8 protein-coding genes are annotated in these 12,209 nt (G+C 67.3%); 5 read left to right on the forward strand and 3 right to left on the reverse strand.

Going from position 1 to position 12,209, the window contains the following annotated elements:
- Positions 1–8: 8 nt before the first annotated feature.
- Positions 9–4,385: a PAS domain S-box protein gene (locus CKO23_RS16735; RefSeq protein WP_200332962.1), complete on the forward strand. Its 4,377-nt coding sequence runs from the start codon at positions 9–11 to the stop codon at positions 4,383–4,385.
- 165 nt (positions 4,386–4,550) lie between these two features.
- Here CKO23_RS16735 and CKO23_RS16740 read toward each other — a convergent pair whose 3' ends face one another.
- Both CKO23_RS16740 and CKO23_RS16745 read right to left on the reverse strand, forming a co-directional pair.
- Complete coding sequence (locus tag CKO23_RS16740) at positions 4,551–5,921, reverse strand: NAD-dependent succinate-semialdehyde dehydrogenase (RefSeq protein ID WP_200332963.1); 1,371 nt, start codon at positions 5,919–5,921, stop codon at positions 4,551–4,553.
- Between the two features lie 150 nt (positions 5,922–6,071).
- The gene (locus CKO23_RS16745; RefSeq protein WP_200332964.1) at positions 6,072–6,851 is read right to left on the reverse strand and encodes a dienelactone hydrolase family protein; all 780 of its coding nucleotides are present in this window, start codon (positions 6,849–6,851) and stop codon (positions 6,072–6,074) included.
- Between the two features lie 422 nt (positions 6,852–7,273).
- Between CKO23_RS16745 and CKO23_RS16750 the strand changes: the two genes are divergently transcribed.
- Entirely contained in the window at positions 7,274–9,475 is a 2,202-nt protein-coding gene (locus tag CKO23_RS16750) for a VTT domain-containing protein (RefSeq protein WP_200332965.1), read from the forward strand.
- Positions 9,468–10,253 carry an endonuclease/exonuclease/phosphatase family protein gene (locus CKO23_RS16755; RefSeq protein ID WP_200332966.1) on the forward strand — a complete coding sequence of 262 codons (786 nt, stop codon included), beginning with the start codon at positions 9,468–9,470 and terminating at the stop codon, positions 10,251–10,253. The genes CKO23_RS16750 and CKO23_RS16755 overlap by 8 nt, the downstream gene beginning before the upstream one ends.
- A gap of 55 nt (positions 10,254–10,308) precedes the next feature.
- Here CKO23_RS16755 and CKO23_RS16760 read toward each other — a convergent pair whose 3' ends face one another.
- Positions 10,309–10,491 carry a hypothetical protein gene (locus tag CKO23_RS16760; protein ID WP_200332967.1) on the reverse strand — a complete coding sequence of 61 codons (183 nt, stop codon included), beginning with the start codon at positions 10,489–10,491 and terminating at the stop codon, positions 10,309–10,311.
- A gap of 526 nt (positions 10,492–11,017) precedes the next feature.
- Between CKO23_RS16760 and CKO23_RS16765 the strand changes: the two genes are divergently transcribed.
- Both CKO23_RS16765 and CKO23_RS16770 read left to right on the forward strand, forming a co-directional pair.
- Complete coding sequence (locus CKO23_RS16765; RefSeq protein WP_200332968.1) at positions 11,018–11,473, forward strand: hypothetical protein; 456 nt, start codon at positions 11,018–11,020, stop codon at positions 11,471–11,473.
- 441 nt (positions 11,474–11,914) lie between these two features.
- Positions 11,915–12,209: twin-arginine translocation signal domain-containing protein (locus tag CKO23_RS16770; protein ID WP_200332969.1), on the forward strand; the 295-nt coding region annotated here is incomplete at its 3' end.

Consider the following 12,209-nt stretch of genomic DNA (forward strand, 5'->3'; position numbering starts at 1 on the left):
GCGTCTAAATGAAAGAACGACAACCAGTCCCTGTCGAGTCGAGCAACCAGCGGGTGGGGCACGCCGATCCGCGCGCACTCCCCGGCGGCTCGTGCGTTGCGGGGGCGGGAGAGCCGCTGGCGCAGTGGGAGCGCGCGCTCTTCGTCGGCGGGCCGGTCGGGGTGCTGGTCTGGGCGGACGCGCCCGAATGGCCGATCGAATACGTCTCTCCCAACATCGCGTCCATCCTCGGGCGCGGCGCGGAACAGCTGCGAAGCCCCGATTTTCGCTACTCCGCGGTCATCCATCCGGACGACCGCGCGCGGGTCGCGGAGGAGGTCGCCCGCTATCGCAGCGAGGGACGCGCCTCCTGGGAGCAGCGCTATCGCATCCTGACCGCGGATGGCGGCACACGCTGGCTCCATGGCTTCACCCGCGTGGACCTGGACGCCGCCGGCGATGTCGAGCGGATGCGCGGCTATGTCGTCGATGAAACCGAGCGCCCGCGCCCTGAGCAGGATGTGCGAGCCGTCAGCGCCGCCATCGGCGATGCCCTGTGGGTGGTTGCCACTGACGCCACCCTTGAGCACGCCAACCCGGCCGCCTTGGCGCTCACCGGGCATGACCTCGCGGCCTTGGGCGAGATGTCCTTCTCCGATCTGATCGCGTCGCGCGAGCGCGAGCGTCTGCCGGCATTGATGACCCAGCTGGAGAGGCAAGGCCGCCTGCGCGTGGCGCTCTGGATGCGTCGCCCGGACGCGACCGAGCGGCTCGTCGACCTCATGCTCCAACGCCTCGACGACGGGCGCTCTCTCGCCGTCGGGCGCGATGAGACGGAGCGCCAGGCGAATGAAACCCAACTCAGGGGCGAGCTGGGTCTCCTGCATACCCTGATCCGTACCATCCCGGACCTCATCTGGCTGAAGGATCCGCATGGCGTCTACCTGGCGTGCAATCAGCGCTTCGAGCGCTTCCTCGGAGCCTCCGAGTCGAAGATCGTCGGCGGCACCGACCGCGATTTCGTGTCCGACGAGCTGGCCGAGTTCTTCCGGCGTCATGACCTCAAGGCACTCAATGCCGGTCAGCCGACCATCAACGAGGAGATCGTCACCTTCGCGGACGACGGTCACCAGGAACTGCTGGAGACCATCAAGACGCCTGTCTGCGATGCCGATGGTCGGCTGATCGGCGTGCTGGGGATCTCGCGCGACATCACCCAGGCTCGCGGCATGCAGGAGGCGCTGCGCGAGCGCGAAGAACTCTACAGCGCCATCGTCAACCAGGCCGCCGACGCCATCGTGCTGGTCGACGCCGAGACCCTGCGCTTCGTCGAGTTCAATGACGCCGCCTGTCAGTCGCTCGGCTATACGCGCGAGGAGTTTGCGCGGCTGCGGATAGTGGACATCCAGGGGGACGTGCCGGAAGAGGAGGTGCAAGCACGCATCGAGCTGATCAACCGCACGGGCCGCGGTGATTTCGAGCACATCCACCGCCACAAGGACGGCAGTCCGCGGCATGTGTCGGTCACCAATCGACTGCTCGAGATTCGCAACGGACGCTATTGGGCCGCCATCTGGCGCGACGTGACGGATGCCAGACGTGCCGAGCACGCCTTGCGCGAGGAGTCCGAGCGCCGCCGCGTCCTCTTCGAGCGCTCGCGCGATGCCATTGCCATCCTGGAGACGAGCGGGCGGCTGGTGGAGTGGAACGCGCGCTTCCGCGAGATGCTTGGCTACCGCGACGAGGAGCTGGCCAACCTCCACGTTTGGGACTGGGACATCGACTGGAGCCGCGCCGAGCTCGAGGCCATGTTTTCGCGGATCACCGCGCAGGGCTTGACCAAGGAGACGCGCCATCGGCGCAAGCACGGTGGTGAGTATGACGTCGAGGTCAGCGCCTCTCGGGTCGAATGGGGCGGGATCAGCTACGTCTATGCCCTGCACCGCGATACGACCGATCGCAAGCGGGTGGAGGCCGCACTCAGACGCAGCGAAGAGAATCTGAATCGGGCGCAGTCCGTGTCCCAGACGGGGAGCTGGTGTCTGGATATCCCCAGTGGTCGGCTGGACTGGTCGGACGAGAGCTATCGGCTATTCGGACTCCCGCCCGGCGTGCCGGTGGACCTGGATATCTTTATCCGCTGCGTGCATCCGAACGACCGCGAAGCGGTCGGCGGCGCTTGGGCGCGGGCTGTCGAGGGCGCTGCCTACGACATCGAGCACCGGGTGCTGCTCGGTGATCAGGGGGGACTCGGCGACCAGGCGGTGCGCTGGGTTCGCGAACGCGCCGAGATTCTGCGCGACCTCCAGGGTCTGGCCCTGAGCGCGCTCGGCACCGTGCAGGACGTCACCGAGCGGCGGCGCGGCGAGGCGGCCCTGCGCGAGAGCGAGGCGCGCTACCGCGATTTGCTGCAGGGGATCCCCGTGGGGGTGCTGGTCTACGGGCCGGACGGACGCTCGGTCGATGTCAATGCGACCGCCGCGACCCTCCTCGGGCTGGGCAGCGAGGCGATCGATGCGCTGGACGCCGAGGTGCCCTGCGCCCTGTATGTCGATGAGAGGCTGCAACCGCTCTCGCCGGAGCACCGTCCAGTCAAGCGGGTGATGGCGACCCACGCGCCCGTGCGCAACCAGCTGATCGGGATTCGGCTCGCCTCGGACGCTACCCTGCGCTGGGTCCTGGTCAATGCAGACCCGGTGCTCTTGGGCGGTGAGCTGAAGCAGATTCGGCTCGTCCTCGTCGACGTCACCGACAAGAAGCTGGCCGAGGACGAGTTGTCCCACTATCGCGCGCACCTGGAGGAGCTGGTGCGCACGCGGACCTCCGAGCTGGAGCAGGCCAAGTTCGCCGCCGAGGCCGCCAATCTGGCCAAGAGCACCTTCCTGGCCAACATGAGCCATGAGATCCGCACGCCGCTCAACGCCATCATCGGCATGACCCACCTCATCAAGGCGAGCGCCAAGGACCGCGAGCAGACGCAGCGCCTCGGCAAGGTCACGGATGCGGCCTATCACCTGCTGCGGGTGATCAACGACATCCTGGACCTCTCGCGGATCGAGGCCGGCAAGCTGCAACTCGACCCGGTCGACTTCGAGCTTCAGCACCACTTCACCAAGCTCAACATGCTGGTCGCGGACGAGGCGCAGCGCAAGGAACTCGCGCTCAGTCTCATTATCGACCCCGAGGTTCCGGCGCGACTCCATGGGGATCCGCTGCGGCTCGATCAGATCCTCCTGAATCTGGTCGGTAACGCGCTCAAGTTCAGCGATGAGGGGACCATCCGGGTGCATGCGTCTCTGAGCGAGCGCTCCGGGGCGGATCTCAAGATGCGTTTCGAGGTCAGCGACCAGGGCATCGGGATCCCCGTGGAGCGGCAAGCTCAGCTGTTCCTGGCCTTCGAGCAGGCGGATAGCTCGAGCACGCGCAAGTTTGGCGGATCTGGGCTGGGCTTGGCGATCTGTAAGCATCTCGTCGAGCTGATGGGCGGTGAGATTGGTGTCGCGAGCACCCCGGACGCGGGCAGCACCTTCTGGTTCACGGTGCCTTTCACGGCGGTCGAAACCGACCAGGAGACGGCGTCCGAGGGACACTTCGACGACGCCCTGACGCGCCTGGCCCCTTACCGTGGCGCGCGGATCCTGGTTGTCGAGGACAACGAGATCAACAGCGAGGTGCTGAAGATTCTGCTGGAAGAGGCCGGGCTCCAGGCCGACATCGCCGAGAACGGCGTGGTCGCGGTGGCGATGGCCTCCAATCGGCGCTACGCCGCCATCCTCATGGATATGCAGATGCCCGAGATGGACGGACCCGAGGCGACGCGGCGCATTCGCCAGCGACCGGACTACGGGCGGGTGCCCATCCTGGCGGTGACGGCCAATGCCTTCCAGGACGACCGCGACGCCTGTCTCGAGGCGGGCATGAACGACCATATCGCCAAGCCGGTGGACCCCCGCGGTCTCTATCGCGTCCTGGCGCGGTGGCTGGAGGCCACGGCGCCCGGCGACACCCGCGAGGAGCAGCCCGCGACCGGCATCGATGCCGACGCCCTGGACGCGGTTGCTGGGCTGGATACCGGCATGGGTCTGCGCAACGTCGGAGGAAACGAGCCGCTCTACCGGCGCCTACTGGAGAAGTTCGTCAAGACCCACGCCGACGACATGCGGCGGCTAGGCGCGGCGCTTTCCGACGGCGATCGGGATCAGGCCAGGCGCATCGCCCATACCCTGAAGGGGACGGCGGCGACGCTCGGCGTTCTCGATGTGCGGGCCCAGGCGCAGGCTCTCGAGGCGGCCATCCACGAGGGTCGCGCCGAGCCAGACGTCGAGCACCAGCGTCTACAGGTGGCCGGCAGCCTTGAGCGCTTCGTTGCCGCCATTGAGCGCTGCCGCGCGGATCAACCGATATAGCCTGCTGGGCAGGCACGGCGCGTCGGGCAAGAAGGACGTCGCTCGGAACCCGTAAGCCGGGGCAAGGGCGACGGTTCCGGGGTGTGTCCGTCTCGCCCAATCCGCCTCAAGCGCACTGCATCCATCCCTGTCTCCTGGCATCGCTGCTCAAGCAACCCTGCCCGCTCAACCAATCCAGAGCGTCTTGGCGTTCACGAATTCCTGGATGCCCGGGGTGCCCAGCTCACGGCCGTAGCCGGAGTCCTTGATGCCGCCAAAGGGCAGCCTCGGATCGCTCTTCACCTGGCCGTTCACGAAGGCGCAGCCGCAGCTCATGCGGCGCGCAAAGCCTTCTCCGCGCGCCGCGTCCCGTGTCCAGACGCTGCCGCCGAGCCCAAGGCGCGAGTCGTTGGCGATGCTCAGCGCCGCGTTCGCGTCCCTGGCCCGGATCAAGGCGGCGACTGGTCCGAACAGCTCATCCGCGTACGCCGGCATCCCTGGGCCGACGCCCTCCAGCAGGGTCGCCGCGTAGCCCCAGCCCGAGCCTGCCAAGGGATGGCCGCCCGTCGCGACTCGGGCGCCGACCGCGACGCTTGCGGTCACCTGCTCATGCAGGGTCTCGCGTAGATCTTGCCGCGCCAGTGGCGCGAGGCTGGTTGCGGGGTCCAGGGGATCGCCGGGCACGAGCGCCTCGATGGCGGCCCTGAATGCCTCCTGGAAGGCATCGGCGATGGCCTCGACCAGGACGAAGCGCTTGGCCGCGATGCAGCTCTGTCCGGCGTTCATGTAACGGGCCTTGACCGCGGTCGCCACCGCCAGCTCCAGGTCCGCATCCTCCAGCACGACGAAGGCGTCCGAGCCGCCCAGCTCCAGCACCGTCTTCTTGAGATGCTGGCCGGCGATGCTCGCAACGCGGCGCCCCGCCGTCTCGCTGCCCGTGAGGCTCACGCCGCGGACGCGCCCGTCCGCCACGACCTGCTCCGCGCCCTGGGCGTCGATCAAGAGGCTTTGGAAAACGCCCTGGGGTGCCCCCGCCTCACGGAAGAGCTGCTCGATGCTCAGGGCGCAGCGCGGCACGTTCGAGGCGTGCTTGAGCAGCAGGGTGTTGCCCGCGGCCAAGGCCGGCGCGGCGCAGCGGAAGACCTGCCAGAAGGGGAAGTTCCAGGGCATGATCGCGAGCAGCACGCCCAGCGGTTGATAGGCGACGAGACTGCGGCTGGCATCCGAGGCGATCAGCCGGTCGGCGAGCAGCGCCTCGGCATGGTCCGCGTAGTAGTCGCAGACCAGGGCGCATTTCTCGACCTCTGCCTCCGCCTCGCCGATGAGTTTGCCCATCTCGCTCGTGATGACCCGCGCCAGCGCCGCCTTGCCCTCGCGTAGACGTTTGGCCACGGCGCGCAGCAGGTCGCAGCGCTCGCCGAGGGCGCGCTCGGCCCAGTGCGATGTCGCGGCATCGGCGCGCTGGATGGCGGCTTCGACGGCGTCCGGGGCCATCTGCTCCAGGGCCTCCATGCGCTCGCCGGTGTAGGGGTTGATGGACTCCAGTGGTCTGCGCATGCGCTTCTCCGCGTCGGGCTGGATGGGCGAGGGCTCTGGTAGAGGATGGCGCCCATGTCAGAGGATGGCGCCCATGGCCCCGTCTGCCGAGGGGCTGAGTTCTAGCGCGCGGCGCTCAGGGCATCGGCGCCGCGCACTGGTCAGCGGGGATCAGTCCTGGAACAGCTCGTCGAGGAAGCCCTGCATCCGCTCCCAGGAGCGTGCGTTGGCCTGAGCATCGTACTTGAGATTCTCGATACCATACTCGCCCACCTTGGGGTTGGTGAAGCTGTGCCGCACCCCGCCGTAGATGTCCATCTCCCAATTGGCGCCGGCCTCTTCCAGCTTGGTCTGGAAGTTGGCGACCACGTCCGGCGCGACGAAGCTGTCGGCCTGACCGTGCAGCACGAGGAGCTTGGGTCCGATCTTGCCCTTGGACTCCTCCGGCGCCGCCGGCAGCGAGCCGTGGAAGCTCACGACGCCCTTGACGTCCGCATTGCCGTAGGCCATCTGCAGGACGGTCCCGCCGCCGAAGCAATAACCGATGGCGGCGGTCTTGTCCGGCAGCACCAGCGCGCTGGCCTTGAGCTGGGCCAGGCCAGCCGCGGCCCGCTGGCGCCAAAGCTCGGGATCGACGGTGACCTCCTGCATCCACTCGCTCGCCTGCTTGGGATCCTTGGTGACCCGGTCACCACCGTACATGTCCGCGGCGAAGGCGACATAGCCCAGTGCGGCGAGCATCCGCGCACGCTGCTTGGCGTAGTCGTTGAGCCCCCACCACTCGTGCACCACCAGGATGCCCGGGCGCTTTGCGCTGGTCGCGTCGTCCCAGTAGAGGTAGCCGGTCAGTGCCGTTCCGTCGTCGTCGTAGGCAACGGCCTTGGATTGGACCTCTGCCTGAGCACTGGTGCCGATCAAGATCAGGCCGATGAGGCTGATGAGTGTGCGCATGAAATCCTCCTGGTTGGTGTTGGGATGTCGATTGCGTCGCGGGCGGCGGGCTGGACAGTGGAGCGCCGGCCGGATCCGGCCGATGATCTCCACTCGACTGAGTGCGAAGAGACGCCGGCCGAGCGAATAGGGCGCCGCATGCCCAGGTCGCTGGTTCTCCGCGCAGGCCGGCGTCGGGAGAATCGACGCTCTGCCACGCGATTTCAACAGGCGCGGGTTCACCAGGGTGTCGAAAGCCGCTTCGCCGCCCCCTCCGAGGCCGTGGCGCGCGGCCGCTTCTTGCTGACGCAGCCGATGGATGGCGCCCTTTGGTGTCGAATATCCGACTGCGTTACCATGTTTTGTGCGTGCCAGATGGGTGCGGGACGTGGCGGCCGGCGCGTTGGCGGCGGTCATTTGATGAGTCGGATCAGGAGGTCGTCATGGAAACCGATGCGAATGCCGCTCGTGCCCTGGATGGCGCTGGCGCGTCCGAGGCGGATGGGCTGTTTCAACCCGGCCGCAACTGCTGGCGCGTCGAACACGCCGAGCGTGTGGGCGTGCTGGTCGACGGCGAGGAATACTATGCCGCTGTGCGCGCCTCCATGGCCAAGGCGCGTCGGCGGATCCTCATTGCTGGGTGGGACCTGCATAGTCAGCTCGAGCTGGTCCGCGAGAGCGTCGACGACGATCTGCCGGTCCGGCTCGCCGACCTTCTGAGAACCCTGCTGGAGCGCAACCCCGAACTGGAGGTCTACATCCTCCTGTGGGACTACGCCTCCATCTACGCCCTGGAGCGCGAGCCGCTGTTTCTCCGCGACAATCCCTGGGAGAGCCATCCGCGTCTGCACTTCGTCAAGGACGACAAACACCCGCTCACGGCGAGCCAGCACCAGAAGCTGGTCGCCATCGATGGGGCCATCGCCTACTGCGGCGGTTTCGATCTGAGCACATGGCGTTGGGACACCAATGCGCACCCGCCCGAGGACCCCCGCCGCATCGACACCGCGGGCGATCCCTATCAGCCCTTCCACGACCTGCAGATGCTGGTGGATGGGGAGGCCGCGGCCGCCGTCGCGGAGGTCTTCGTCGAGCGTTGGCGCTGGGCGACCGGCAGTTGCATCGCGCCCTTGTCCGAGTCCGAGTCCGAGGGCGATGCCTGGCCGGAGGCTGTGGAGGCAATGTTGCGCGATCGGCCGGTCGCCATCGCCAGGACGCTCTCCGCCTTCGAGGAACGCCCGGAGGTGCGCGAGATCGAGCGGCTCTACCTGGATACCATCGCGCGGGCGGAGCACCTCATCTATCTCGAGAACCAGTACCTGACGGCCCGTTCGGTCGGCGACGCACTCTGTGCCTCCCTGGAGCGCGAGCAGGGGCCGGAGGTGATCATCATCCTGCCCCGGCGCACGGGCGCCTGGCTGGAGCAGCACACCATGGACATCCTGCGCGCCCGCATGCTGCAGCGGCTGCGCCACGCCGACCGCCACGATCGACTGCGTGTCTACTACCCGGACGTGGCCGAGCTGTCCGACGGCTGCCTCATGGTCCACGCCAAGCTGACCATCACGGACGACAGGCTGCTGCGGATCGGCTCCTCCAACCTGAGCAACAGATCCATGGGGCTGGATAGCGAGTGCGACCTCTGCATCCTTGGCGAGCAGGAGGATGCGATCGCCGCCATCCGTGGTCTGCGGCATCGGCTGCTCGGCATCTTCCTGTCCATCGATGCGGATGAGGTCGCCCACGCGGAGACGCAAGCGCGGGCGCAGGGCGGCGGCATCATTCAGGCCCTTGAGACCCTGCGCGCCGGGCCGCGCGCGGCGGACCAGGCGCCGCCCGTGCGCCTCGCCGACCTGGATGGCGAGATCGACCCTGAATGGGACCGCCAGCTGCCTGACGAGCGCATCGTCGACCCGGACCGACCGATCGACGCCGAGCTGGTCACCGACGTGGTGATCGGGGGCGAGGCGCATCTGCCACACATCCGCTGGCGCCTCATCCTGGGGATCGGGCTGATCCTCCTGTTCGTCGCCCTGGCCGCCGCCTGGCGCTGGACCGCCCTGGGCGATTGGCTGGACCCAGATGCCATCGCGGCGGCGCTCAAGGGGTTGGATGACACCCTCTGGGGGCCGCCGGTCGCCGTGGCGGGCTTCGTCGCCGCCGCCCTGGTCGCCGTCCCCGTCACCTTGCTCATCCTGGTTGCGGCCATCATCTACGGTCCCGTGCCCGGCGCCCTGATCGCGCTGGCCGGTTCCATCCTGTCGGCGCTCTCGGGCTATGGCATCGGGAGCTACCTGGGGCGCCCCGCGGTGGAGCGCATGACTGGCGGGGGGCTGGAGCGCTTGAGCAAGCGACTGGCTCGCCATGGCGTTCTGACGGTGCTGACCGTGCGCATCGTCCCAGTGGCCCCCTTCGCCGTCATCAATCTCTTCGCCGGCGCATCGCACGTGCGGCTCCGCGATTTCATGATCGGCACCGCCATTGGCATGACTCCGGCGATCCTGGCGATGTCGATCTTCGCCGAGGGGCTCATGTCGCTGATCCGCCAGGCGGACTTGCGCGCCGTTGCGCTCGTGCTGGTTGGCGCCTTGGCGGTCGCTGGGCTGGCCTGGTACGGCCGGCGGATGCTGGTGGCCAGTGACTGAGGCCGCTCGGATCCTGTCGGTTGCGACCTACAACATCCACCGCGGCATCGGTCGTGATCGGCGGATGGATCATCAACGCATCGCGCGGGTCATCCTGGATCTGGATGTCGACGTGATTGCGCTGCAAGAGGTCGAGACGCCGCCCGCCGTCGCCGGGGTGGACGCCCTGCTGGACCGGCTTCATCAGCACGGCTATCAGCCGGTACTTGGCCATACCCTGCGATCAGCGCGCGGCGCATACGGCAATGTGCTCATCAGCCGCTTGCCGGTCATGCGATATAGCTGTCAAGACCTGAGTCAGCCGGGGCGCGAGCCGCGCGGTCTCATCGAGGCGCGCTTGAGCCTGGATGGCGTCGAGAGGCCATCCAGTACGCTCGCCTGTCGAGCGCCGCTCTGCTGCTTTGCCACCCATCTGGGGCTGAGCATGCGTGAGCGCCGCCGACAGATCGAGCATCTGGTCGGGCGGATCGATCGGGCTCGTCGTCAGGGGCTGGTCGACCCGCCGATGCTGCTGCTTGGCGACTTCAACGAGTGGCGCCGTCGTTCCGCGCGCCTGCGACCCATCGATGCGCGCCTCCGGCCGGCGCCGCCCCGCGCGACCTATCCGGGCGGCTGGCCGCTCCTGCCACTCGACCGTATCTGGTTCGGCGGCGGTTTGCGGCTTGCGTCTCTGGAGGTCATGCGAGTCGGCGTTGCGGGTGTCGCGTCCGACCATCTGCCGCTGCGGGCGGCGTTCCAGCTGACCGACGCGGTGGAGTCGCATTCTGCGGGGTGGTGACGTGCGGCCCTCCCTGGGCTCCTGGCGGTCAGTGCCCGCCGTCCCCGAGATCGCCTCAGTAGGCCTCGGGCGTCTTCGCGGCGTTCTGATGCAGATTCGAGGAGAGCTGTGCCGTCTGCATCGCCTCCTGCTGCATCGGCGCTTCCTCATTCACGGAAGAGGTCTCCAGCCAGAAAACGAGCATCAGGGCCAGAAAGACGAGGAGGACTGTCAAAAAATCGCGCGTGATGAGAAACATGGTTGTCCCCTTGATGCAGGTAATCGTCGAAGAGGCCGCGTTGCGCGCCTCCGCCGAGGGGCTCGATGCGGCGGAGTCCCCAAACTGGATTTCGGTTCAAGACGTCTGCGGATCCCCGGCTTTCTCCGGCCGGGTGCGATGCGGATGTTCGAGCGAGTCTTCGTGCAGAAGCTCAATCGGTTTCATCGTCCGCACGGATAGACCGTCCGCACGGATAGACCGTCCGCACGGATAGATCGCTCAGAATGATAGTTGGTTATCCCTGATCGACAAGGCAAGGCTCGCGTCACTTTCGTCGAACAGCGACGGGCTTTGCAAGGCGCCTGTCTGACATCGGCCGGACGCGTTCGTCTGGCGTTCTCCCATGCCCCAAAATCGGCCAGAAGTCGGACCAAAGTCCTTATTAAATGAAGACTTGGCAGATCTTTGCGGACTATGCCAATGACCCGGGTGCTGCTAGCCTTAGGTGGCCTACTGTCAATGGCCCTAATGGGTCAGGGGGAATACCATGGATATCCAGACCTCGATGCGAAACACATTGCTCGGCCTTGTGCTGGTTTTGAGCGCCTCTGGCGCTGTCGCGGCGACGGGCGGTGCGGCGGCTCAGTTCCTGGAGCAGGGCGGTGACCCGAGCATGCCCTGGGTGAGCGGCGGCATTGGGAGCGATGAGCGTGCCTACATGCTCAGCGAGTACGGCCCCAGCTACACGCTCAAGCTCGAGTTCGCCGTCACCAACGGCAGCTACCTGGGCGATGTCGATGTCGTCATCGCGAAGCCGGGTGGCGCCACACTGCTCACGGCACACTCCCGTGGCCCCTGGTTCATGACCAGGATTCCCGCCGGTGATTACCGGGTGAAGGTCAGCGGCTATGGCCGCAGCTTCGAACAATCCGTCAAGGTGCCCGCGCGCGGCTTGAAGACGGCCGTGTTCAATGGCTGGACCGAGGCGGGTGTCTCCAGCGCGATGCGCGCAGCCAAGTAGCGGCCCCCTCTTGCGACACCGCTGAGCGGTGTCGCTCCGCTCGCCGACTTCTCTGTCCAGAGCCCCCGCGTCGGTGCCTGGGTCGCTTCCCTCCCAGCCGGTTCAGCTCGACCTCTGGTCGCCGCGTTGAGAGGCCGCCTGTCGTTGTGCGGTTTCATGTCGATAGGCCTCGGTGGGGCGGGCTGCGAGGGCGCTTTTCGGCGTCTCCACGTCTTGTGCCATACTTGTGCCGGCGGCGCCGACAGTCCCTTGGCTCGGTCGTCCGAGCGCCTTGGCGATCAGTCCAGGACTTCGCGCGGAGCATGGGGTTCCGATCTCTCCTGCTCGCCCATTTCAAGCCCGCGGGCGCCGTATCGGGACAGCGGTTCCGACCTCTTCGGGGCTGGGGCCTCATCGAAAAAGCCCTGGGGCTCTCGCCTCAGCAAGAACGGAGTTTCAACGATGGCGAAAAGCGATTCCAAGACGGCGCTGGACATGGCGCTGGAGCATGTCTCGGCCAACCGTCGCGACTTCCTGAAGCGGTTGCTCGGCGGGACCGCCGCGGTTGCGGCGCTGCCGCTCATCTCGACCGATGCCGCAGCTCAGCCCCTGCCATTTGGCATCGGCAAGGGCATCTTCGCCGCGGGCGCGGCGAAAGGTGTGGTCCCGGCAGGGCCTTCCGGCAAGGGCGGCGGGGGCCGGTCATACGGCGCTAAGGGCGGTGGTGGTGGTCGGCCATCCGGTGGTAAGGGCGGCG

It is taken from the genome of Thiocystis violacea (genome assembly GCF_016583565.1).
In the GTDB taxonomy this organism is placed as follows: Bacteria; Pseudomonadota; Gammaproteobacteria; order Chromatiales; family Chromatiaceae; genus Thiorhodococcus; species Thiorhodococcus violaceus_A.